The organism is Paenibacillus senegalensis JC66 (assembly GCF_000285515.1).
GTDB classification, from domain to species: domain Bacteria; phylum Bacillota; class Bacilli; order Paenibacillales; family NBRC-103111; genus Paenibacillus_L; species Paenibacillus_L senegalensis.
This window is the reverse complement of the sequence record NZ_HE610959.1, coordinates 88046-110861: the sequence shown is the minus strand read 5'-3', so window position 1 is coordinate 110861 and position 22816 is coordinate 88046. Positions and strand designations below refer to the sequence as shown.

Sequence of the window (22816 nt, the reverse complement as noted above, 5' to 3'; positions counted from 1 at the left end):
TGCAAGAAGCCCGATTCCTAAGCTATTCAGAGAGAGCCTTTTTCAATACAATCATATGAATTAACTGTTTGCCGCCTTCATAAATCGGATGATCGTAGTGGTCTGTAAAAAAATTATCAATTTGATGGGAAATGACAAACCCGCATGCCTCATAAAAAGGGAGTGTTAAAGGACTGTCACCGGTACCGACCAGCAAAGTATGTCCTTGATCCCGGTAATGATTGCTGACAAACTGTACCATTGCTTTGCCGTAGCCTTTGCGCTGATGTTCGGGTGCTGTGGCTAAATTTTTTATCTCAAAAACTCCCCCGCCTTCATCCGTTACGACACAGACGGCCTTGACTTCTTCCTCCTCCTCTAAGACGAACAGCTCCCCGCGCTCTAGATAGCGCTCAATCATGTTTTCCTGCTCATCAGCTAGCAGCAGCAATTTCATAAATTGCCTTTTATTATCGACTATTTGCTTTATCATCCGCTCACCTTATTCTCCAATTTGTATAACATGCTGCCGCCATTTGCTGAAAAACCATTCATTTTTCCGGCTCAAAACTTAAACTAGTGGTTGACAACAAAGGAGGAAATCACAACGGGGAATGAGGGGACCTCCGATCACTGTTAGCATATGCTCCCGAAGCTGCTTTCCTTCGGAAAGCTTGGACTCCCTTTTCCCCTCCGCTTCTGCTATCTTATACTGTCAACCTCTAATTATTATAGAGAGCCTTTTTTCCTTATGCGGATAATTTTCATCAGGAACATCAGCCAAGCCATTCCTATCATATTTAACCTTGCTGCTAATGGGTTGTCAACTAAAATGCGGGCTGTTTTGGATTGACAATGAGAATCGTTATCAAATACAATATAATCAATAAAGAAAAAGGGCTGCAAGCTGGCCGTCTCGCGGCAGGTCATGCTTTAGCTTTTCTATTGATGTGATTAGGGACCTCATAAGCTGAGCTTTTAACCTTTTGCTTTATTAGATTTTCATGAGTAATGAGAGGAGAATGGCATTGCTGATCCAAACTAGAACGATTATAGTAAAGGCCGGACATACGGAAGAAGTGATTGAACGCTTCAGCCAGCCCGGCGGTCCGATGACGAAGATTCCCGGATTCATTGATTTGAGCGTCGCGGTTAAGAAACTGCGTAAGAGAGATGCCGAGGAAGAGGAGGTATTGATCCTGGTTCGATGGGAGTCGGAAGAAGCGTGGAAGGCTTGGGAGAAGAGCCCCGAGCATATTGCAGGCCATCGCAACAAGAACAGCCAGGAAAAGCCGGATTATCTTATAAGCACCACTGTTAACATGTACGAGGTTAAAACGGTTAAGCATCCTACTTAGGTGCCTGCCGTTTTTTCTTTTTTCAAGCTGGCAGGCAATGCTCATTTCGAGCAGGAGGCCCAAGCCGACAGGGCTTTCTTTCCTGTAGCTGCAATAGGGTGCAGCAATATGATATGCTGGAATTATCCATAAACATAATGCTGATTAGTCTAGATATAGATGACCATGGATGACCGCTACGCAAATAATGGGATCTGTTGCCGGTAAAACAAGAACAAGGAGCAGGCAGAATGGCTTTTGGAGTGACACGTGAAGAACTGAATCGCTGGAAGCAGCAGGTGGCTGCAGGCAATATCGCCTATTTAACTCATTATTGGCTCGATCCTCGTTTTCCGGGGATTACATCTGTAACAAAAGTAGGCTGCTCGAAGCCTGACAAGCTAATCCAGTGGTGTATGCGATACGGGTTGAATCCCCGCTATATACATCTTCGCTCTGAATATCCGCATTTTGATCTGATCGGTCCGAAGCAGCTCGAAATACTGCAGGAGGAACGATTATGGGATCATATCCGGCGTTTCAGCCTTCAAGATCAGTACAGCTAGCGAATTACGGACAGTTTTAACCGCGGACCCGGCTCTTGCGGCAGTCTCCTGGCAATTATCGGCAAACTTTTGCACAGGGCAGGCCGGACATAGTAAAATGGAGAACAGGAGGGATGAAGATGACACACGAACTAGGCGGCTATAATACCGCGAATACCGAAAACAACCTAACAGAAGCCGCTGTCCAGCAGACGGAAAGCCGCGAAGAATGCTGTTCAACGGAGCGAAAAAGCCACCATTCCGAAAAAGCGAAAAAAAGTCTCATTCACCGCCTTAACCGGATCGAAGGGCAGATTCGCGGGGTTAAGGGATTGATTGAGAAGGACACCTATTGCGATGATGTGTTGAATCAGATTTCCTCTATCCAATCGGCTCTGAACGGAGTAGGCAAGCTGCTGCTTGAGCATCACATGAAAAGCTGTGTAATCGAACGCATCCAAGAAGGCGATGAAGAAGTTATTGATGAGCTGCTTACAACTGTCAATAAATTAATGAAATAGGCAAATACACGAAGGCAAAATCTGCTGCCGGCTTAGGCAGAGTTATTCTTATTCTTTGGTATCGTGCGGCCGCATTTCGTCTGAGGAAGCCTATAAAAAGCTGAAGAAGTTGGGGCTGGTGTAATGAAAGGCAAGACATTAAACAAATTCTGCGCTCAGGTGACGCTTTGGCGAACCTTCGCAGCTTTTGCCGTAGTTTTTGTGCTTATAGTCTCTAACTCATGGTCCGGGGTGGTCCATGCCCTGGAGCCAGAGGAAAGAAGCGAGCTTCCGGCAGACCGCTTCGGCTTGAACAGCGAAGCTGCTATCTTGATGGATGCTGCAACCGGCAAGGTGTTGTATGAGAAAAACAGTAAGCGCTTAATGTACCCGGCAAGCATTACGAAGATCGTAACCGGCATCATTGCGATTGAGCAGGGGAATTTGGACGATATCGTTACGGTAAGCAAAAATGCCCGGGAAGCCGATGGCACCCGGGTATATCTCCTGGAAGGCGAAGAAGTCCCGCTCTTGAAGCTCGTACAGGGCTTGCTTATCAATTCGGGAAACGACGCGGGGATCGCGATTGCCGAGCACATGGATGGCAGTGAAAGCCGCTTTGCGGAACGGATGAACCATTTTGTCAGGGAGACGATTGGGGTACAGGATACAACGTTTCGCAATCCCCATGGCTTATTTGATCCGGAGCACCAAACTACAGCCTACGATATGGCCCTGATCACTCAGTATGCCATGAACAATGAACAGTTTCGTTCGATAGTCGGCACCGAAGAACTGGAGTGGATTGGGGAAGGCTGGGAGACTACGCTCCATAATCATAATTTGCTGTTGAAACGCTATGAAGGCACTACTGGGGTCAAGAACGGGTATGTCAGTCAGTCGGGAAATACCCTCGTATCTTCAGCCAAGCGGGGCAATACCGAATGGATCACGGTTACTTTAAAAGCAGATTCTGCTGAGCTTGCTTATGAGGATACGACGACCTTATTCGATTATGGCTTCGAGCATTTCCGCACACATCATGTGGATATAAAAGCAGATGAGTTCTCGGCTTTTTCCGGCCGTTATCGATTTCCGGACAAGCTCGTTTTTACAGGCAAAGTAAATGACACGTTCACGACTACATTGGACGAAACCAGCCATGAATTGAAGGTGACCAACCAGGAAGGTGAAACGGTACACATAGAGCCGCTCATAATCACTCAGCCGCAAACAGAACTGGCTGACGAAGAAGCTGCGGAGAAGCAGACAGACTCCCTTTACACTGAAGCGGTCTTTTCATCCCTGCAAGGTCAGGCGATTTCTTCTAAGTTGAGCACCGGCTTTTCATTTATCGGGCTAATCTTCATCTTATTTCTGCTTTTGTGTTTCCGCAAGATCGTTCGGCAGTATAGAAGCAAAGATCAGCAGCTGCGGAAGTGATTGCACTGGAGCCCGGCTAGACTGCATGTAATAAAGAGCGCCCAGTATCGTAAACCAGCATCGTATTAGTAACCCGCGGACAGCGGGTTTTTTGTGCTGTGCTTTTTCCGACAGCGCGCGTAATCTGCTGATGAAATTCCGGTCAAGGCAAGCCAAGTCGCCGCCGCAGAAGACCGCTTGATTAGCAGCGTTCATACAATTTCACAGATTTTATTACCGCCTCAGGCTGCATCAATCATATCTTTAGCGGTCAAGCCATACATATTATAAACTTCCTTTTTAAGGGAAAAAGTGGGGGCTTGTATGAAACCAAATCCGGTGAAAATCATTCAAGTAGCAGCGACCTACATTGGTACGGTCGTAGGAGCCGGCTTTGCTTCCGGTCAGGGAATCCTGCAGTTCTTTACCGGGTATGGTGCGGTTGGCATCATCGGGATATGGATGTGCACATTACTTTTCATATGGCTGGGAAGCAAAATGATGCTGCTGGCCCATCGAATCAAAGCCTATTCCTATCGCGAGCTGAATACTTATTTATTCGGACAATTCTTCGGCAGGGTGGCTAATGGGTTCACTCTGATTGTTCTGCTTGGCTCCTCGGCCGTCATGCTCGCGGGGACAGGCTCCATTGTCGAGGAACAGCTTGGTTATCCGTATCAGTGGGGGATAATCGCCACTGTGGTGTTGTCGTTTGTGGTCATCAGAAGAGGAATGGCGGGTATTTTATTAGTCAATTCGTTAGTGATGCCGGCTATGCTAATATTCCTTCTTATAGTAGCGGGCAGCCTGATATCGGCAGGCGATTTCACACCCGGACCGGCAGCTATGTATACTACGGCTGGCAATGGGTGGCTGTTAAGCGCTTTTTCCTACGCAGCTCTCAATATGGCGCTTGTACAGGCAGTGCTGGTTCCTCTAGGAAGTGAAATTAATGATGAAAAAGTGCTGCGTTGGGGTGGATTATGGGGGGGAATCGGAGTCGGGATCATGCTCATGATCGTTCATTTTGCTTTGCTTGCTAAAATGCCGCTCATCTCCCAGTATGCTATTCCGATGGGTGAAGTGATCCGCAACTTTGGTCCATGGATACATATTTTGTTTCTAATCGTTATTTATGGAGAAATCTTTACAACATTGGTCGGCAATGTATTCGGGCTTATCCGCCAGTTAAGCAACACTAATACATTTAGAAGGCTGCAGCCGATTCCTGGCAACTGGCTGGTCCTGTTTATTTTATTGCTGTGCCTGATTATTAGCCAATTCGGATTCAGCTCGCTAATGGTGCATTTGTACACCTACTTCGGTTACCTGGGCTTAATTCTGCTTGTGCTGCTCGTTTTCCGCCGCTACCCGGGCCATTAGCTTGAAAGCACTCTGTACGAGACATTACGAATACTGCAAGAAACCGCGGATTCTGCCGTTCTTTTTTGAGCATAAGAAAGTGAAGATCAGGGCATAGTTAAGGAATATAATGTAAGTGGAAACTCAAAATGTAAGAAGGAGCTCAAGAGGTGACAACATGCCAGAATGGTTGGAGATAACTTACCGTACGTTAGTAGCTGTGCTCGTCCTGTTCTTGATGACAAAATTGCTGGGAAAAAGACAAGTAACCCAATTATCGGTCTTCGAATACATAACCGGAATTACAATTGGCAGCTTGGCGGCTTATATTTCTTTAGACCTTGAGGCCAAATGGTACCTGGGTATCGTTTCTTTGACAGTCTGGGTTGTCGTTTCCTTGCTCATTGAACTGCTGCAATTGAAAAGCAAGGTGGCTCGAAACATAATTGACGGGCAAGCCAGAGTCATGATTAGGGATGGGAAAATTCTCGAGGATAATTTGAAGAAAGAACGGATCAATTCGGAAGAACTGCTGGATCAGCTGCGGCAAAAAAACGTGTTTAGGGCAGCGGATGTGGAGTTTGCGATTATGGAGCCTAACGGAAAATTAAGCGTAATGCTGAAAAAAGAAAACCAGCCGATCACGCCCAAGCTCCTGGGTATTAAAGTAGCTCCGGAAAGAGAACCGCAGACCGTTATTATGGATGGGACAAGACTGGATAAACCGCTTGCCGATCTCGGTTACAGCCGGCAATGGCTCGATACGGAGCTTGAAAAGATTGGCGTGACGCTGGAAAATGTTTTTTTGGGGCAGATCGATGCGTTTGGACAATTGTATGTAGATTTGTTCGATGATCAGATCAAGGTGCCGATTCCTCAAAAAAAAGCGACGCTATTCGCGCAGCTGAAAAAATGTGAAGCGGATCTGGAAATGTTCGGATTATCGACAGACAAGGCAACCGCAAAATCGATGTATGAGCAGTGCTCCAAGCAGCTTCAAGAAGTCATTGATTCAATGAGGCCGCTGTTAACAAGGTAAATGGACTTAAGCCGCATCCTGATTTTTGCCAATATAAACAAAAACGGGGCGTGGCTGGTCCAATAAATCCTCAAAAAAAGTTCGCCGGTACCCCCCTGGTGCCGGTTCATTTATGCGATCTTCCGCATATGTTTCCCCCCGGTGAGCCCTTATTTAGCTCAGCCTCAGTCTGCGATGACGGTTTGGACCCCCTCCAGGGATTCCAGGAAGGCTCGGTCCGCTTGACTATCAGTAATGAGTATATCAATATCGGATGTTTCGGCAAAAGTCGCTATTGAGCGGCGATTTAGCTTCGTATGATCCAGTAAAGCTATAACTTTATTGACATTCGAAACGATTACCTTTTTCAATTCTGCTTCATACAAGCTAAACTCGGTAAGGCCTTCAGCTGCGGTCAGCCCGTGTGCTGAGGTGAAGAATAGATCTGCATGAACTTGAGATAACAGGCCTTTGCTCAGCAATCCTTCCAATGAACTGGAACCTGGACGAAGCACTCCGCCAATGACAATGACATTGAGCCGGGGATGCCTATTCAGCTCCTGCGCCGTCGTAAGTCCGTTGGTTACAACGGTCAGGTGGTCGAACTGACCCAGACGCTTAGCTAGCTCAAGGGCAGTAGAGCTGGCATCGAGAATGATACATTGCCCGTTCTTCACAAATTCAAGAGCTTTCGTTCCAATTGCCGCTTTCTCCGCTTGATTAATTTGACTTCGGGAGCGGAAGGTATGCTCATGACTTGGAGGAGCAGGAAGAACGGCCCCGCCATGAGTCCGCTCCAACAAACCGTCTTTTTCCAAAATTTTCAGATCGTTTCGTAAGGTTCCCTCAGAAACTTGCAATTTCTCGGAAAGCTCCTTAACCAAAACCTGTTTTTGCTGATTCAGTAATTGCATGATGTGATTTCTGCGTTCGGGAGCTAACATGGTGGCCACTCCTATTTCGATCAAATTTAACAAAGCCCGTCACCTTAAATGAAATTGCTTTCATTATAACAAACCCGTATAGGTGAATCAACGGATATCAACAAACTCTAACAAAAACCATTATAAAAATTGCTTGAAAACCGCTATAAAAAACAATATATGCTTAATCGCGCAAAAATCTCGGCTGCTCAATCTGCATTTTACCTTATTTTTTTTTGAGCTGTCTAGCCTATCCCGCAATTAGCAAACGATTAACCCGCGAAGCATTACAATTGAATCATTGACAAACGATGTTATAGATGCAAAAATGATAACAAACAACGAAAAACGTCAATTAAAAACAATTTTCGTTTGATGATTTGTTTTTGAATTGAAGAAATGGGGGGACGCCTTAAGAAGAATAGAGATGACTGAGTCAGATGTGCTTTGAATCATATGTGCTTTGAAATTTAGGGTACGCAAGAACAAGCAAAGGCTTTGTAAGCACGCCAAAATGAAATCGGTTTCATTATTGCTATAAACTAGGAGGATTTCCATGAAAAAATTGCTCAACAATCCGGATCAGGCTGTAGACGAGATGATTGCCGGTTATGCGGCCGCCTATCCAAAGCATGTCAGGGTGTTGCCGCAAAATCAGCGTTCTGTTGTGCGCAGCTTTCCGGTACGCGAAGGGAAGGTAGGCATTGTCATTGGCGGTGGAGCGGGGCATGAGCCTGCATTTATGGGATTGATTGGCAGAGGGTTTGCCGATGGCGTTCCTGTCGGCAACGTATTTGCCTCCCCGCCGCCGGATCCTATTCTTGAGGTCACCCGGGCAGTGAATAATGGCTCCGGAGTGCTCTATATGTATGGGAACTATGCCGGTGATTGCATGAACTTCGATATGGCAGCGGAAATGGCTATGATGGAGGATATTCGTGTAGAAACGGTGCTTGTGACGGATGATGCTGCCTCCGCACCGCCGGAGCAAACCGGCCGCAGACGTGGAATCGCCGGTGGTTTTTTTGTTTTCAAGGCAGCAGGCGCTGCCGCAGATAAAGGCTGCTCACTGGATGAGGTCGTACGCATCGCGCGGAAGACGAACGAGCAGGTGCGAACGATGGGCGTCGCATTATCTCCTTGTGCTGTTCCTCAAACCGGGAAGCCCAGCTTTATGCTGGGTGAGGATGAGATGGAAATTGGGCTGGGCATTCACGGTGAGCCAGGGATGGAGCGCGGCAAGCTGCAAAGTGCGGATGAGGTAGCCGATAAGCTGCTCTCGGTTATTCTAGAAGATATGCCTCTTGGAGCAGGTGATCGTGCTGCCGTGTTGGTGAATGGGCTCGGAGCGACCACTTATATGGAGCAATTTATTATATATCGACGGGCAGCCCGTAAGCTGGAGGAAGCGGGAGTAACGATTTATCGCTCTTTCGTAGGAGAATTTGTAACTTCTCTTGAAATGGGCGGACTATCTGTATCCGTTCTTAAGCTGGATGATGAACTGGCCGAGCTGATCGATTATCCGGTAGATACGCCCATGTACACGCAAATGTAAATATCGCTTGAAGGAGGCGCTTTATCTATGAAAATTGCAATCGGAGCAGACGAGGCCGGCTATACGTTGAAGGAACAGATCAAGCAGTACCTTTCGGAGTTGGGTGTCGAATGTGCAGATTACGGCCCTGAGAACGGTACGGATCAAGTCGATTACCCCGATATCGGCTTTACTGTAGCTGCCGAAATCGCAGACGGCCATTTTGACAGGGGGATTTTGATCTGCGGCACAGGAATTGGCATGACTATCACGGCTGATAAAGTCCCCGGGATCCGGGCTGCCCTATGCCATGATACTTATTCAGCAGAAAGAGCACGCAAAAGCAACAACGCGCAGGTCCTGACTATGGGTGCAAGAGTGATTGGCCCGGAACTAGCCAAACAGGTAGTGCTTGCCTGGATCCGCTCCGAATTCGACGGCGGCAACTCCGAACGCAAGGTGCGGAAAATTATGGAGGGTGAGGCTCGTTACCTGAATGGAAGTAAGCAGCCCGGTTCCAGCACCTGTTCGCAGACAGCTTCAGCGCCGCCAGCCGGGCAGCAATAAGGGGAAAAGCATGGCTCCAATTGTTGACAGTGAGAAAAGGTGACCGGATATTAAGCTGCAGTTCTATGTCTTCAATAACACCACTACAGGAAATGGAGGAAGTGGGGGAAGAAGATCCTTCACGCAAGCTGATGAAATTTTTTATCGATAGTGGAAATCTGGAGGAAATCAAACGCATTCATAAGCTTGGCCTGGTAGATGGAGTTACCACTAACCCAAGCTTGATTGCCAAGGAAGGCAAGCCCTTTAAAGAAGTCATTACGGCTATTTGCAAGACGGTTTCCGGCCCGGTTAGTGCTGAGGTGATCGGATTGACTGTGGAGGAGATGATACAGGAAGCGGAGGAGCTAGCAGGCTGGGCGCCTAACGTAGTCATTAAGCTTCCTCTTACCGAAGCGGGCTTGGAAGCTGCTTATCGCTTATCCGGACAGGGGATCAAAACGAATGTGACGCTGATTTTTTCCGCGGCTCAGGGCTTGATGGCGGCCAAGGCCGGCGCTACGTATATTAGTCCCTTTGTTGGCCGGCTGGATGATACTGGAGTTAACGGAATGCAACTGGTAACGGATCTGAGGAAAATTATGCGGGAATATGGATTTGCTACCGAAATTATAGCAGCAAGCATTCGCCATGTAGGCCACCTGCAGCAGGCCGCCGCGGCGGGAGCTGATATCGCGACTGTACCGGGTTCACTGCTGCCCGCCATGTGGAAGCATCCGCTCACGGATGCTGGAATTGAGAAGTTTCTGCAGGATTGGAAGTCCGTTCCGCAGCTGTCTTGAACAGAGTAAGCTTAGTGCAAAGCGCATCCTTGCGCCCAACGCACGATCTGTTTGTGCTTTGACAACCGCTACAAGCTGGATGATGTGCTTGCTGGCGGTTATTTCCTTTCTTTTCGTATAGTTTTGCACCAGAAAACGAACAAAAGTCAGCACAATTACAATGGATAACAAAAATATAGAAAAAGAAAAACAACAATAAACAACAATAATAATTAGTTATAAATAATGATAACAATTAAATAACGCAAAAATTTGTTGACAAAAACATGACATGGTGCAAGAATGGGGGTAACTTTAAGCAGCCTGCTACAAGCGTCTTTCATTTGCCATTTTGCATAAATACGACGTGCTCTCTAGACCAAACAGGCTGTAGATCATAGCGGTCTTTTTGTCTTTTATTTGCTATCCATCTGTAAGTTATGCCGCACCATGCAAATAGCTCTAATCCTTATTTGTGAAATTAAATGGAGGTTAGTTGAATGCAAATCAACAATATTCCTAAACAAATGAAAGCGGTTGTAGCGTATGCACCAGGAGATTATCGTTTGGAGACGGTTGATGTTCCTCAAGCGGGCCCGGGTGAAATCGTGATTAAAGTAGAAGCTTGCGGAATTTGTGCGGGTGATATTAAAGCTTATGGAGGCGCACCGAGCTTTTGGGGGGATGATACTCAACCGGCTTATATTAAAGCTCCAGTGATACCCGGGCATGAATTTATCGGACATGTGGTGGAGCTGGGAGAAGGGGTATCAGATTTTGAGCTTGGAGACCGGGTAATCTCAGAGCAAATTGTTCCCTGCTGGGCCTGCCGATTTTGTCAGCGCGGTCAGTACTGGATGTGTGAAAAGCATGATTTGTACGGGTTCCAGAACAATGTGAATGGCGCGATGGCTGAATATATGAAGTTCACCAAGGAAGCGATAAATTATAAGGTTCCGGATGACATGCCGATGGAGCAGGCTATTTTAATCGAGCCTTATGCCTGTTCTTTGCATGCGGTACAAAGGGCGCAAATACAATTGGGCGACGTCGTTGTTCTTGCGGGGGCGGGGACGCTGGGCCTGGGAATGGTGGGAGCCGCGAAGAAATCCGGTGCCGGCAAGCTCATTGTACTGGATTTATTTGACGACCGGCTGGAGCTTGCGAAGCAATTCGGAGCCGATCTTGTACTCAATCCGCGAAAGACTGATGTTGTAGCGGAAGTGAAAGCTATGACGGATGGCTACGGATGTGACATTTATATTGAAGCAACGGGACATCCCAAATCAGTGGAGCAGGGCTTGGCGATGATTCGGAAGCTGGGAAGATTCGTCGAGTTTAGCGTATTTAAAGACCCCGTAACGGTGGATTGGAGCATTATCAGTGACCGCAAGGAGCTGGATGTGCTAGGTTCTCATCTTGGGCCATACTGCTATCCATTAGTTATTGAGGGCATTGCCGATGGCAGCTTTCCTACTGAAGGGGTGGTTACTCATAAGCTGCCCTTGGATCGTTTTGCAGAAGGCTTTGAACTGGTCAATCAGGGTACCAATTCACTAAAAGTTGTATTGATTCCTTAGCGGATAGAGCAGAAAGGGGAGCGAGCATGAAACTAACTATTAAGGACTGGAAAGACGCTCTAAGAGCAATTGGCAAACGGATCGAAGAAAAAAAGATTATTTATCCGAGCTGGACCGTGCCGTAGGTGACGGAGACCATGGAGTGACGATGTCGATCGGCTGGAGGGCTGTTGTTGAAAAGCTGGACAGCCGCGAGCACGAGGATTGCAGCGCTGTATGTAAAGAAACGGCAATGGCTTTTCTAAATGCTGTCGGTTCGTCTGTTGGTCCCCTGTATGCTACCGCTTTCATAAGAGGCGCAGCTGCTCTGCAAGGGAAGAGCGAATTGACAGAAGATGATGTCATCCAATTTTGGAAAGCAGCGATTGAAGGCATCCAGGAAAGGGGGAAAGCTCAGATCGGTGATAAAACGATGATAGACGCCTGGGTTCCTGCGATGCAATCGATGCTGCAGGCAAGAGACGAAGGCCGGGATTTGCAAGCCTGCTTGCAGCAGGCAGCCGCAGCAAGCGAGGAGGGCATGAAATCGACCAGCCAGCTTGTTTCACGGTTAGGGCGTTCGAGCCGGCTTGGTGAGCGTTCGGTCGGACATATTGATCCCGGTGCGGCGTCCGCTTTCTACATCCTGTCTGCATTCACTGAGGCGGTCGCTGATAAGAAATAGCAGGCGGATGAAATGGAATCATGCAAAATGCTCTTTCTTTTTTGAACATTAACTACCATTATGTTTAAGGCAGGTAAAGCTATGAATGAAATCCGATTAATCGTTAGTGATCTGGATGGCACGCTGCTGTCGGAAGACCATCAGCTGTCCGATGCTGTTAAACGGTCCATCCGGCGGTTTCGCGAAGCGGGAGGATGGTTTACATTTGCTACGGGCAGATTCGGACCCAGCACCCGTTCCATAGTAGAGGAGCTGGATATCGAAATCCCTTTTATTCTTTGCAATGGTTCTGTGCTGGCTGACCGTCACAAAATTTGGGAGATGGCCACACTTTCTCTGGAGGAATTGGCTCCTCTCCTGAAAGAAGCGGATCAAAACGGGTTAACCGTCATGTTCTTTAACGAGAAAGGGATCCGTACGATGAGACATACTGAGGAAGTGCGCAAGTTCGAGCTTAAGGAAAGCGTGCAATGTGAATGCATTGACCCGCAGTCCGGCATCTGGGGCGGTGATGACACCGTTGTACAGAAGGTGCTGCTGATTGGGGATATGAATGAAATCCACGCATTATGGAGGAAATATCAAGGGACATTCAGACTGACATACGCCACAGCCCAGTCAGAGAATGATTTTTTTGAAATTTTGCCTCCGAATCAAAGCAAAGGAACAGCGCTGCAGAAGCTGATGAAGGTCATGCAGGTTACACCAGACCAGGTGATGAGCATAGGAAACCAGCTTAATGACGTGGATATGCTCGAGCGATCAGGGATTGGGGTAGCGGTTGCGAACAGTCACCCGGATTTGAAGCAAAAAGCGACCTACGTGTGCCAGGAAGGTTATGGAGACGGAGTCGTAGAGGCGATGAATAAGTTTGTTTTTATTAAAGAATAAAACGGTCATGAGGTGGACGATACATGAAAATTAAAGGGATTGCCCATAGAGGTTATGCGAAGCATCATACAGAGAACACCCTCCCCGCATTTCAAGCGGCACTTGACTTGAACTACACTCATCTCGAATTAGATGTGCAATTGACCCGGGATGAGGTTCCGGTCATTCTGCATGATACTACGCTGGACAGAGTTAGTGCAGGCAGCGGAAGAGTTAAGGACTATACCTTGGCCGAGCTGAAAGAACTTCGGCTAAAGAATGGTGAGCAGATTCCCACTTTGCAGGAAGCGCTAGAGCTTTTGAAAGATCGGATTATTGTAGATATTGAGCTTAAACAGATGGGGGATTTGTATCCCGGATTGGAAAAAATAGTGCTCCAGGCGGTTAAGGACAACGACATGCTGGAGCAGTCCTTCATCGCCTCTTTCGACCATTATGCCTTGGAGCGGGTGAGAAGCATGAATGCCAAGATTGACCTCGGGATTATTAACTCCGGAGCCTCTCCAGCTCTCTTTGCTCTCGCTAAAGAGCTGCGCGCCAATTACATATCTATTAACCACCGCTATATTACGGATTCTCTCCTTACACAATGTGAACAGGAACAGGTGATTCTCATTCCCTATACGATTAATCAGGAAGAGGAAATGAAGAGATATAAACAATGGCAATCAGTCCTTATTTGCACAGATGAATTGGAATCTTGGGCGAAGATTTATACAAATCATTAATATTTTCGCAAAAACAAGCTCATTTATGAGCGAAATATACACATAAATGAGCGAATATTATATTTTTTTTGTAAAAACCTAACTTTGCAGGGAAGCTCCTATTGAGTGTAAACGTTTGTTTGTGTATAATAAAACACAAGTTTCACACATATGAGCACAAAAACAATTCGTTTGTGCTCATATGTGAACAATACAAACTCTACATGAACTTCAAAGGACAGAAGCAGCTTCCGGCCTAACGTTTAGGCGCTATTATGAAAGGGCTTCCAAGAGAACGCTTATGTTTTGACGTTACGCAGCAGTCAACATGGGGATTTCCGTTCACTAATGTGGAGTAGTCAAAGATGAAGTGGAGGAGGATTGAACTTGGCATCGATAGAGTTTGTAAAAGTAACGAAAGAGTTTGAAAAAAATGTCATCATCAAGGACCTGGACCTGACCATTGAAGACGGCAAGTTTACCGTTCTTGTCGGGCCTTCAGGCTGCGGGAAAACCACTCTGTTGCGAATGATAGCCGGTATCGGCCCGCAAACCTCAGGCAAGGTCTTGATTAATGGCAAAGATGTAAGCAATATCGCTCCAGGTAAAAGGGGGGTGGCCATGGTTTTCCAAAACTATGCCATCTATCCGACCATGTCAGTCCGGGAAAATATAGAATTCGGATTGAAAAATAACAAGGTCGGCAAAGAAGAGCGCACTCAACTCGTGGAAAGCATCAGCGCTACGGTAGGCTTGAGTCCGTATTTGGACCGCATGCCATCAACGCTATCCGGCGGACAGAGACAGCGTGTTGCCTTGGCACGCGCCATGGTTAAGAAACCTTCCGTCTTTCTGATGGATGAGCCATTGTCCAATCTGGATGCCAAATTGAGAGCACAGATGCGCATTGAGCTGATTGAGCTGCACAAGAAGCTCGGTACTACTTTTGTCTATGTAACACATGATCAGGTGGAAGCCATGTCGATGGCCGACACGATTGTTTTGATGAACAACGGCCTCATTCAGCAGGAAGCTCCGCCGGAGGTAATGTATCGTGAGCCGAGCAACATGTTTGCAGCTCAATTCATAGGGGTGCCGCCGATGAACATCGCGCGTCTTGAGAGCGCCAACATTCACTTCGGCTTCCGCCCGGAGAGCGTTGAACTGAAGGATGGCAAGGGGGAAGCTCCATTCTCGGTGAAAGGTACGATATCCACTCGCGAAATGCTGGGATCCGAGACCTTATATCAAATCAAATACAAGGATGCCGCCTTTATGATCAAATCACTCGATGATCATTTCTCGGTAGATGAAGAGGTGTTTATGGAAGTCCCCGCGTCCAAAATGTATTTCTTTGACGCCAATGGCGATCGAATTGCGAAGGATGATGCCAGCTATCAAGACTATATTGAGGCACTGAGGGGTTATTAAATGGACAATAAAAAATAGGTGGGAAAGGTTGCGTCCTTATGTCATGATAGGACCCGCAATGGTCGGCATCTTTGTGTTTGTGCTGTATCCGATGGGCTATCTGATCTACCTTAGTTTCTACAACTATAATCTGATGAATAAGGCGAGAAGCCGTTTCATCGGTCTGGATAACTATCTCCAGATCTTATCACGGCCTGATTTTTACAAGGTGCTGTGGAATACGGCGATTTATACATTCGGCGTCGTTGTTCTGACCATGGCGATTTCGCTTTTGATCGCTTTATGGTTGAAAAAGAAAACCAAGTTCAACGCATTCGTGCAAGCGGGTATTTTCACCCCGCACATCATTTCCATCGTTTCGATAGCTTTGGTGTGGTTATGGCTGATGGAGCCGAATCTCGGATTCCTTAACTATGTGTTAACGAGTGTAGGGCTTCCGCCTTCACAGTGGCTGCAAAGCTCATCGACTGCGATGATCTCGATTATTATCGTTTCCGTCTGGGGTAGCATCGGCTACTACTCGTTAATTATTGTCGCTGCATTACAGGGGATCAATCCGAGCATATACGAAGCGGCAGAGCTGGATAACGCCAATAAATGGCAGGTGTTCTACAAGATTACGTTTCCGTTAATTTCGCCGCAATTATTTTTCATTCTGATTATTATGACGATCGGTTCGTTCAAAGTATTCGATACGGTCCGGATTATGACTGGTGGTGGACCGAACAACGCAACCAATACGTTAGTTTATTACATTTATAACTACAGAACGACAAACATTGGTTATGCATCGGCAACCGGGGTTGTCCTGATGATTATTATCGGGATCTTGACCTTGATCTATTTCCGGCTGTTGGCTAAGAGAGTCCATTATCAGTGATCGCCTAAGAAATGAAGAAAGGAGGACCGGCTTTGAATACACCATCAATATGGAGGCACATCGGGACGGGGCTTAACTACTTGCTGAAAATTGCTGCAGTGATGGTATTTATCTTTCCGTTTCTATGGATGATCTCGACTTCACTTCAGACATTCAGGGAAACTATGACGTTTCCGCCTACCCTTATTCCGGCTGTGCCGCAATGGATTAACTTCGTCGACGCGATGAAGGCAGGACCGTTTCATATCTATGCGCGGAACTCTATTATCGTAACCTTGACTATTATCGTCATCCAGCTGCTTGTTATGATTCCGGCTGCTTATGCATTCGCGAAATATAGATTCAGAGGAAAAACGTTACTGTTCAGCTTTGTTTTGCTGGCCTTCATGATTCCTGGTCAGGTAACTTTTATCCCTATATATCTCATGATGGCAGAGTGGGGATTGATCAAAACGTTGTGGCCGCAAATCATTCCGTTTATGACGAATGCTTTTGGGATCTTCCTGCTGAGGCAGTATTTCATGCAGATACCTGAGGAAATTATAGAGTCGGCGAGACTGGATAACGCCAGTGAATGGAAGATTATGCTGAAGATTATGACACCAATGTCCAAACCGGCGCTGGCTACTATTGCTCTGTTCAGTTTTGTCAGTCACTGGAACGATTATTTCTGGCCGCTTGTCATGACCGATTCGACAGCCGTCAGGCCATTAACCTTGGGAATTGCAATGCTGCGGCAGACAGAGGGAATCAGCAATTGGCATATCATCATGGCAGGTAACGTAGTGCTGGTAGTACCTATACTCATTGTGTATTTGTTTGCTTCCAAACAAATAGTTAAAGCTTTTGTTTACTCCGGTATAAAATAATGGTTTAAATTCCAGTCGGTTACAAAGAAATTCCAGATAAATGTGGCTCTAAACTAAAAGCAATTGCTTGCAGGGCAAGGGGGAAATTGCTGAACCCTCTGATCCCGGAGCATCGTGGCTTGCTAGTCACAAGCACGGTTTTTGGATTCGAGCCACAATTGTAACAACTTGAATCATTTTCATAATGCCATCTCGCAGTGTTTAATCCACAGAATATAGAATCATATAGTTTAAAACGGTTTAAAAGGATCTCTATTTTGTACCTGCGAGATTGAAGTCGTGTATGAAATTGATTCGCTATTTAAATTTTTTATTGGAGGAAGATATTAATGAATCTTAAAAACAAAGGGTCAGCCGCATTACTGTTATCTTTGTCATTAGTTATGGCAGCATGTTCCTCATCCAATGGAGGCGGAGGCGGGGCAACTCCTAGCGAATCCCCTTCAGGCAGCAATCCGCCGGCAGCTGATGGGAGCGGCGGAAAAACTACGATTGAGTTCTGGCATTCCCTGGGCGGCCGTAATGGCGAATTGATTGATGAGATGATCAGCCGCTTTAACAGCTCCCAGGATTCCGTAGAGGTGGTCGGTACTTATCAAGGCGGTTACGCCGAAACCGTTACGAAGCTTCAGCAGTCGGTATCCGCCGGTACAGCTCCTGACCTGTCGATGCTGGAAAGAGCTTATGTGCAGTTCTTCTCCGATTCGGAAGTGCTTGCCGATATGACCCCTTTTATGGATTCTACCGGATTAAGCCTGGATGATTTCACGGAAGGTTTGTTGGGCCACTCGGTATTCGATGACAAGATCGTTTCCCTGCCGTTAAACCGCTCCACTCCCATTCTGCATGTTAATAAATCCATGCTGGATGAAGCCGGTCTGGAAGTGCCTGCAAACTGGCAGGAGCTTAGAGAAGTAGCCACAGCTCTGGCTGAGGGCAGCGGAGAAAATCAAGTCTACGGTTACTCTATGGTATATGATACCTGGTATCCGATAGCCATGATTACCCAGGCTGGAGGCAGATTCTTTAATGAAGAAGGGACTTCCATCGGGTTCTATGATAACGGGGTTGGCCTGAAAGTATTTGAGTACCTGAAAGAAAACCAAAACTCGGGCGCTTTGTTTTATCCGCCAGCCCAAGACTCTGGCAACATTGTTAACCAAATGTTCGTTGGAGAAAAAGTGGGCATGATTTACCAATCCACAGGTTCCATTGGCGGATTGCTGGAGTCGGTTGAATTTGACTATGTAACAGCATTCCTGCCTGCGGATGAAGTTTATGCGAACCCGACTGGCGGTGCGAATCTGGTTATGCTGGAAGATTCGGATAAAAAAGAAGCAGCGTGGGAATTCGTCCACTGGTTGATGACTTCTCCTGAGGGAGCAGAAGAATTCATTGTAGAGTCCGGATATCTGCCATTTACTCATGCCATGGTCGAGTCGGATGCCATTAAGGAGCTTTGGGAACGGGAGCCTAACCGTAAAGTAGCTTATGACCAATTAGAGCATGCGATCGACACAAACATGCATATTGCATGGCAGGAAGTAGAGCAGGAGTTCTTCTCTGCAATCCAGGCCATCATGTATGATAGCGAAGATATCCAGGCTACATTGGACCGCTTGAAGTCGGAAGCGGATCGGATTCTTGCCCAGTATAACTGATCGCCTGTGAGGGGAACGTTCGGTGCGGATGAGATTCGTGCAATTGGAGGTTCGGTGCGGTTAGATCCGAATGGCAGATCGCTGGTGCGTCTGAACGCTTGGTGCGGTTGAACGTTCAGCATGTCGGATCTTTAGTGCGACCGAACTTCGCTGTACCTGATCTTCAGTGTGATCGCGTGACTATATGAAAAACGCAAGCTCCGGGCTTTGTTACTCCCGGAGCTTGTTGTTTTTTTGCTTGTTGACACAATCTTTGCTTCCCTGACACAATCGGAGGGTAACAGTCATGATATTGAGGCTCGATTTCATGCCTGGTGCTCATCATCGACCAACAGGCATCCTGGGGTAGTGCGGTGTGCCGCGAGTAGGCAGCGAATGTGCTGCAGGTGAGCAGCGAGTGTGCTGCATTGGTGTAGCGGAATCTAGTAAAGTCCTGGCAACGACCAACAGGTGTCCGAGCGCTAACGCTCATCCTCGCTCGTCCCTGATTTTGCACAAATAAGGACCACGGCGAGCGTTAGAATTTGAAAGCAGGCGGCAAACGTCCCTTACTGCCCCCTGCAAACTGTTATTCACAGTTAATCGACACCCTAAATTGTGAACGTTAGAATCCGGAACGGCTGCGCAGCGCGGCGCAAGCTCAGCTCAATGACTACACCGTGGCGATTTGCCAGCGGATGCCGAATTGATCTTCCACCCGCCCCAGCATCGATCCCCAGGCCATTTTTTCCAGCGGAAAGATGACTTTGCCGCCTTTAGAAATGCCGTTAAATGCCGCTTGTGCTTGTTCCTCTGTCTTAAACTCAACCGCCAGATCCATTTGATTGCCGGACTGAAGGGGGCTGTAGTCAGCTAGGAACAGCTGCAGCTCACCGAATTTCAGGACGAGATGGATGACTTTGTCCTTCGTTTCCTCCGTGGCATTGGGCATATCTCCATACGTCTGCACGCTTGCGATCTGTCCTCCCAATGCTTTTGCGTAAAAATCCGCCTGTTTCCTGGCATCTTCACAATAAATATACGGGGTTAGTTTCTCCATACAATTCATCTCCTTGTTATTAAAGTTCCTTATCATCATACCGGGGGGTGCCGTCTTCGTATTGTAAAAATTGGACAATCGCTCCGAATTCGCCAATTGTACAGAAAGTTTCGCTCGATGGGTTACTAATTGACGGGGAGTTAATCCGGTAAAATGCTGGAACTCTTTAATAAAATGAGATTGGTCGTAAAACGGGTCGATCTCTGCCGGCTGTTCCTCATTTGCATGAGAAGAAGTGCCCAAGAGCTTATTCATGGCGTAATGAAAGCGGATAATGCGGCAAAACAGCTTGGGGGTAATGCCGATATGGAGGTGAAAGAGCCGCTGAAACTTTTTGTAGCCGGTATTAAGCTCTTCACAAATCGTTTGAACGGGCAGGGTTCCCTCCGTCTCATAGATACGTCTGATCGCGGTCTGGAGCAGTGGATGGTCTCGATAGAATGCTGATGGTCCGCCGCGGTCAAATAATTGCAGCAAACGATCATCCAGGAGAGCAATCCGGGCTTGGTCCGATTCCAGCCTGTACAGCTGGCGAGTCAGTTCCCGGGCTTCTGCGCCCCAAATTTCCCCGGCGCTTGCTATGCGGTTTGTAAACCCGGCTGCTGGCATACCAAAAAGACGAGTGAAGCCGCCCGGCCTGAAGCGCACAGCGATAAGCTCAATCGGCCCAGTGCGCTGCAAGCTCATCGATTGTTTGCGCATGCCAATGAGATGGCTTCCTGCCGCAATCTCTGTACGCGAACGGCTGAGATCGCAGAGCAGAGGGGCGCCATAATGAAAAATAAGCTCCATACTGAGGTCGGTGATCCAATTTTCACTTTCGTGCGGAGTCATCGTGGCGCCTGTCCGCTTAATCCAATAGTTATCGATTATCCCCTCCAGCAGCGGGTGGGGCTGATATTCCATGTAGATCAGCGGATGGGGCTGAGATTCCGAGCAGGCAAGCGGACGGGAATGAGATTCCGGGCAGGTCAGCGGGTGAGGCTGAAATTCCATGTAGTAGGTCATGGGTTCACGACTCCATGTTCATGTTCTTTATAATCGATTTAACAAGTAATGCATTGCAGGCACTAATCGATTTTATCGGCGCTTCCAATAATAGATGGCCAGCTGGGTGCGATCCCGCAGCTGCAGCTTCTCCAATATGGTAGACAGCGTATTGCGCACGGTGCCTTCGCTTATGAACAGCTGGCCGGCAATTTCGCGGTTGCTGCAGCCTTGGGCAATTCGCTCTACGATGTCCCGTTCTCTTGGCGTCAGCTGATCGAGCTCGCTGTTCGTTGGGGGAACGAGATGCTTGATGACTTCAGAATCGAGCACGGTGCTTCCCGAACCGAGGGCGCGCAGCTGTTCGGCCATACCGGACACCTTCGTCGACTTCAGCATGTAGCCGGCAGCTCCAGCTTGCAGGGCGGAGCGGATGTTTTGTTCATCCTGAAAGGTGGTCAGCATCATAATTTGAATATGGGGCCATTGCTGTTTAATTTCCCTGGTAGCTTGAATGCCGTCCATTCCCGGCATGCGTATGTCCATGAGGATCAGATCCGGCGGCAGCTTTTTACAGCAGTCGATCGCTTCCTGCCCGTTATTCGCCGTACCGCTAACGTACAGATCCTGCTCCCGCGACAGCAAGACCTGCAGGCTTTGGCAGATGAGCGGATCGTCATCGACGATCAGCACGCTTTTTCGGGGCATCAGACAATCTCCCTTCTTAACATCAGATAATCTCCTCTCCTAACGGCAGCACACAGATGAGCTGGAAGCCGTTATCCCAATGAGCAGTTACGGTGCCGCCTACTGCTTGGGCGCGGCGGCGCAAATTGCGCAGACCGGTCCCTGGCGGGTTTTCGCCTTCGCTTGCCGCTGTTCCGTTGTCTTGTACGCTGAGCCTGACAATGGCGCTGCTTATATCGAGCGTTACCTCGACATGACTCGCGTTCGAATGACGGGCGGCATTCGTTAATGCTTCTTTTAGGCAGGGCTCCAGCACTGTCCACAAATGAACAGGGACTTTGCCGCTGTCGCCGTATACTTGCAGCCGTATCGATAAAGCCGCAAACTGCTGGCAAATGTCCTGCAAGCGATCCACACCGGTCAGCTCTACCGGGGTCATGTCAAGCACCGTTTCCCGCAGCTGCAGGGCGCTGTTGTCCAACCGCTGCTGCGCTTGCCTGAATAGTTCAGCCGCCCGCGGATCGTTTTCTTGCCACAGCCGCTCGAAAGCTTGCATTGCCAGCATCGCGGCCGCAATTTCATGGCCGACATGATCGTGCAGCTTGTGGGCCATCCGCGTGCGTTCGCTGAGCTCGGCTAAGCGGGCGGCTCTAATATTGGCCAGCTGCCACCCTTCCTTCAGCCGCTCCAGCTCATAGCGTTCACGCCGCTCCTGATCGGCCTCTCGGCGGTAGCGTTCCAGCTGCGCTGACCATTGGCCGATCGCCCAGCCGACAAACGCCGCCTGCAGCATGACGGCCCAGAGCAGTGGGGAGGCGGGCGCGTAGACGGCGAATAGCAGGACAATCGGGACGGCGTATATGTATGCTCTGCGCAGCGCGGTCTCGAATAGCGGCAGGGCGAGACTGAACCAGGCGCCCGGCCAAGCCAAAGCCGCCGCCACCAGACAAAGCAGCTGATCGGCCAGCAGCGTGCCGGGCGGCAAAGGCATCCGCCAGCGCGCCAAGGCGAGGACGGCCAGCGCCAGAATGAGCATCAGGCCAGCAGCTTCGCTGCTGCCGGACAACCACAAAATCGTCAAACCAATAAAAGCGCCGATTCGCCAAATCAGCGCTGCCATGGCCGGAGACGATTCGAGCTTGGTAGGAAGGGGAGTCGTCATCGATAGCAACCTCGTTCTTAATCCAGCCTTTTGCATAAATCCCAGCGGATCTTTCGGTCAAGCAAGATATGGAGCAAAACAGTTTCCATTGGTTTTAAAGCCTGTTACCCGCTAAGGATGAATTTCCATTATGCAAGATGCTTAATCGTAAAAGCACAAGCTGTTTTTTGTCGTGAAAGCACAAGCTTTTTTTTATCGTATCATAAACCGGTAGCTAGTCCAATCCAGGGCTTTGCCAATTATTTTTCTCCCAAATAGCTCGGATGAGCCTGGACGGGCGGCCGCCCTAAAGCACAGAAAAACTGGT

At 48.1% G+C, this 22816-nt stretch carries 22 protein-coding genes; 17 read left to right on the top strand and 5 right to left on the bottom strand.

Annotated elements, in window-relative coordinates:
• Positions 1-22: 22 nt before the first annotated feature.
• A complete protein-coding gene (locus PSHG_RS12550) occupies positions 23-472 on the bottom strand; it encodes a GNAT family N-acetyltransferase (protein WP_010273262.1) in 450 nt (149 codons plus the stop codon).
• Between the two features lie 535 nt (positions 473-1007).
• Here PSHG_RS12550 and PSHG_RS12540 point away from each other — a divergent pair.
• The 6 genes from PSHG_RS12540 to PSHG_RS12515 all read left to right on the top strand — a co-directional run bounded on the left by PSHG_RS12540 (position 1008) and on the right by PSHG_RS12515 (position 6184).
• The gene (locus PSHG_RS12540; RefSeq protein ID WP_010273259.1) at positions 1008-1337 is read left to right on the top strand and encodes an antibiotic biosynthesis monooxygenase family protein; all 330 of its coding nucleotides are present in this window, start codon (positions 1008-1010) and stop codon (positions 1335-1337) included.
• Between the two features lie 230 nt (positions 1338-1567).
• The gene (locus PSHG_RS12535) at positions 1568-1882 is read left to right on the top strand and encodes a hypothetical protein (protein ID WP_010273256.1); all 315 of its coding nucleotides are present in this window, start codon (positions 1568-1570) and stop codon (positions 1880-1882) included.
• Between the two features lie 119 nt (positions 1883-2001).
• Complete coding sequence (locus PSHG_RS27505; RefSeq protein WP_010273254.1) at positions 2002-2382, top strand: metal-sensitive transcriptional regulator; 381 nt, start codon at positions 2002-2004, stop codon at positions 2380-2382.
• Positions 2383-2505: 123 nt separating this feature from the next.
• On the top strand, positions 2506-3804 hold the full coding sequence (locus PSHG_RS12525) for a D-alanyl-D-alanine carboxypeptidase family protein (RefSeq protein ID WP_010273252.1): 1299 nt from the start codon (positions 2506-2508) through the stop codon (positions 3802-3804).
• Between the two features lie 303 nt (positions 3805-4107).
• Positions 4108-5166 carry a YkvI family membrane protein gene (locus PSHG_RS12520; protein ID WP_010273250.1) on the top strand — a complete coding sequence of 353 codons (1059 nt, stop codon included), beginning with the start codon at positions 4108-4110 and terminating at the stop codon, positions 5164-5166.
• A gap of 157 nt (positions 5167-5323) precedes the next feature.
• Positions 5324-6184 carry a DUF421 domain-containing protein gene (locus PSHG_RS12515; RefSeq protein WP_010273246.1) on the top strand — a complete coding sequence of 287 codons (861 nt, stop codon included), beginning with the start codon at positions 5324-5326 and terminating at the stop codon, positions 6182-6184.
• 164 nt (positions 6185-6348) lie between these two features.
• On the opposite strand, the gene PSHG_RS12510 is transcribed toward PSHG_RS12515, so the two are convergent.
• A complete protein-coding gene (locus PSHG_RS12510) occupies positions 6349-7107 on the bottom strand; it encodes a DeoR/GlpR family DNA-binding transcription regulator (RefSeq protein WP_010273244.1) in 759 nt (252 codons plus the stop codon).
• A gap of 535 nt (positions 7108-7642) precedes the next feature.
• Between PSHG_RS12510 and PSHG_RS12505 the strand changes: the two genes are divergently transcribed.
• The 11 genes from PSHG_RS12505 (at position 7643) to PSHG_RS12455 (ending at position 18634) form a co-directional block, all read left to right on the top strand.
• The gene (locus PSHG_RS12505; RefSeq protein WP_010273242.1) at positions 7643-8644 is read left to right on the top strand and encodes a dihydroxyacetone kinase subunit DhaK; all 1002 of its coding nucleotides are present in this window, start codon (positions 7643-7645) and stop codon (positions 8642-8644) included.
• 27 nt (positions 8645-8671) lie between these two features.
• Positions 8672-9190, top strand: coding sequence for a ribose 5-phosphate isomerase B (gene rpiB, locus PSHG_RS12500; protein WP_010273240.1), 519 nt, complete (start codon positions 8672-8674; stop codon positions 9188-9190).
• Positions 9191-9321: 131 nt separating this feature from the next.
• Positions 9322-9972, top strand: a complete 651-nt coding sequence (fsa, locus tag PSHG_RS12495) for a fructose-6-phosphate aldolase (protein WP_010273239.1) — start codon at positions 9322-9324, stop codon at positions 9970-9972.
• Between the two features lie 479 nt (positions 9973-10451).
• Positions 10452-11531, top strand: coding sequence for an erythritol/L-threitol dehydrogenase (locus PSHG_RS12490; protein WP_010273237.1), 1080 nt, complete (start codon positions 10452-10454; stop codon positions 11529-11531).
• A gap of 142 nt (positions 11532-11673) precedes the next feature.
• Complete coding sequence (gene dhaL, locus PSHG_RS27500) at positions 11674-12195, top strand: dihydroxyacetone kinase subunit DhaL (RefSeq protein ID WP_316244840.1); 522 nt, start codon at positions 11674-11676, stop codon at positions 12193-12195.
• An 81-nt stretch (positions 12196-12276) separates the two neighbouring features.
• On the top strand, positions 12277-13086 hold the full coding sequence (locus tag PSHG_RS12480; RefSeq protein ID WP_010273235.1) for a Cof-type HAD-IIB family hydrolase: 810 nt from the start codon (positions 12277-12279) through the stop codon (positions 13084-13086).
• Positions 13087-13109: 23 nt separating this feature from the next.
• The gene (locus tag PSHG_RS12475) at positions 13110-13814 is read left to right on the top strand and encodes a glycerophosphodiester phosphodiesterase (RefSeq protein ID WP_010273234.1); all 705 of its coding nucleotides are present in this window, start codon (positions 13110-13112) and stop codon (positions 13812-13814) included.
• A 366-nt stretch (positions 13815-14180) separates the two neighbouring features.
• Complete coding sequence (locus PSHG_RS12470; protein ID WP_010273232.1) at positions 14181-15224, top strand: ABC transporter ATP-binding protein; 1044 nt, start codon at positions 14181-14183, stop codon at positions 15222-15224.
• A 43-nt stretch (positions 15225-15267) separates the two neighbouring features.
• Positions 15268-16104 (top strand): carbohydrate ABC transporter permease, encoded by an 837-nt coding sequence (locus PSHG_RS12465; protein ID WP_042121996.1) that lies wholly within the window; start codon positions 15268-15270, stop codon positions 16102-16104.
• Between the two features lie 101 nt (positions 16105-16205).
• Entirely contained in the window at positions 16206-16973 is a 768-nt protein-coding gene (locus tag PSHG_RS12460) for a carbohydrate ABC transporter permease (protein ID WP_235782062.1), read from the top strand.
• A gap of 329 nt (positions 16974-17302) precedes the next feature.
• Positions 17303-18634, top strand: coding sequence for an ABC transporter substrate-binding protein (locus PSHG_RS12455; protein WP_010273224.1), 1332 nt, complete (start codon positions 17303-17305; stop codon positions 18632-18634).
• A 652-nt stretch (positions 18635-19286) separates the two neighbouring features.
• Here the strand turns inward: PSHG_RS12455 and PSHG_RS29990 are convergent.
• The 3 genes from PSHG_RS29990 to PSHG_RS12440 all read right to left on the bottom strand — a co-directional run bounded on the left by PSHG_RS29990 (position 19287) and on the right by PSHG_RS12440 (position 22509).
• Positions 19287-20681 carry a DUF6597 domain-containing transcriptional factor gene (locus PSHG_RS29990; protein WP_010273223.1) on the bottom strand — a complete coding sequence of 465 codons (1395 nt, stop codon included), beginning with the start codon at positions 20679-20681 and terminating at the stop codon, positions 19287-19289.
• A gap of 72 nt (positions 20682-20753) precedes the next feature.
• Positions 20754-21368, bottom strand: coding sequence for a response regulator (locus PSHG_RS12445; RefSeq protein ID WP_010273222.1), 615 nt, complete (start codon positions 21366-21368; stop codon positions 20754-20756).
• 22 nt (positions 21369-21390) lie between these two features.
• Positions 21391-22509, bottom strand: a complete 1119-nt coding sequence (locus PSHG_RS12440) for a sensor histidine kinase (RefSeq protein ID WP_010273221.1) — start codon at positions 22507-22509, stop codon at positions 21391-21393.
• Positions 22510-22816: the final 307 nt, after the last annotated feature.

Bases quoted from the DNA above. Each gene is read 5' to 3' on its own strand.
- PSHG_RS12550 (WP_010273262.1), bottom strand. From the start codon at position 472: ATGATAAAGCAAATAGTCGATAATAAAAGGCAATTTATGAAATTGCTG.
- PSHG_RS12535 (WP_010273256.1), top strand. From the start codon at position 1,568: ATGGCTTTTGGAGTGACACGTGAAGAACTGAATCGCTGGAAGCAGCAG.
- PSHG_RS27505 (WP_010273254.1), top strand. From the start codon at position 2,002: ATGACACACGAACTAGGCGGCTATAATACCGCGAATACCGAAAACAAC.
- PSHG_RS12525 (WP_010273252.1), top strand. From the start codon at position 2,506: ATGAAAGGCAAGACATTAAACAAATTCTGCGCTCAGGTGACGCTTTGG.
- PSHG_RS12520 (WP_010273250.1), top strand. From the start codon at position 4,108: ATGAAACCAAATCCGGTGAAAATCATTCAAGTAGCAGCGACCTACATT.
- PSHG_RS12515 (WP_010273246.1), top strand. From the start codon at position 5,324: ATGCCAGAATGGTTGGAGATAACTTACCGTACGTTAGTAGCTGTGCTC.
- PSHG_RS12510 (WP_010273244.1), bottom strand. From the start codon at position 7,107: ATGTTAGCTCCCGAACGCAGAAATCACATCATGCAATTACTGAATCAG.
- PSHG_RS12505 (WP_010273242.1), top strand. From the start codon at position 7,643: ATGAAAAAATTGCTCAACAATCCGGATCAGGCTGTAGACGAGATGATT.
- rpiB (WP_010273240.1), top strand. From the start codon at position 8,672: ATGAAAATTGCAATCGGAGCAGACGAGGCCGGCTATACGTTGAAGGAA.
- fsa (WP_010273239.1), top strand. From the start codon at position 9,322: ATGAAATTTTTTATCGATAGTGGAAATCTGGAGGAAATCAAACGCATT.
- PSHG_RS12490 (WP_010273237.1), top strand. From the start codon at position 10,452: ATGCAAATCAACAATATTCCTAAACAAATGAAAGCGGTTGTAGCGTAT.
- PSHG_RS12480 (WP_010273235.1), top strand. From the start codon at position 12,277: ATGAATGAAATCCGATTAATCGTTAGTGATCTGGATGGCACGCTGCTG.
- PSHG_RS12475 (WP_010273234.1), top strand. From the start codon at position 13,110: ATGAAAATTAAAGGGATTGCCCATAGAGGTTATGCGAAGCATCATACA.
- PSHG_RS12465 (WP_042121996.1), top strand. From the start codon at position 15,268: ATGATAGGACCCGCAATGGTCGGCATCTTTGTGTTTGTGCTGTATCCG.
- PSHG_RS12460 (WP_235782062.1), top strand. From the start codon at position 16,206: ATGGTATTTATCTTTCCGTTTCTATGGATGATCTCGACTTCACTTCAG.
- PSHG_RS12455 (WP_010273224.1), top strand. From the start codon at position 17,303: ATGAATCTTAAAAACAAAGGGTCAGCCGCATTACTGTTATCTTTGTCA.
- PSHG_RS29990 (WP_010273223.1), bottom strand. From the start codon at position 20,681: ATGACCTACTACATGGAATTTCAGCCTCACCCGCTGACCTGCCCGGAA.
- PSHG_RS12445 (WP_010273222.1), bottom strand. From the start codon at position 21,368: ATGCCCCGAAAAAGCGTGCTGATCGTCGATGACGATCCGCTCATCTGC.
- PSHG_RS12440 (WP_010273221.1), bottom strand. From the start codon at position 22,509: ATGACGACTCCCCTTCCTACCAAGCTCGAATCGTCTCCGGCCATGGCA.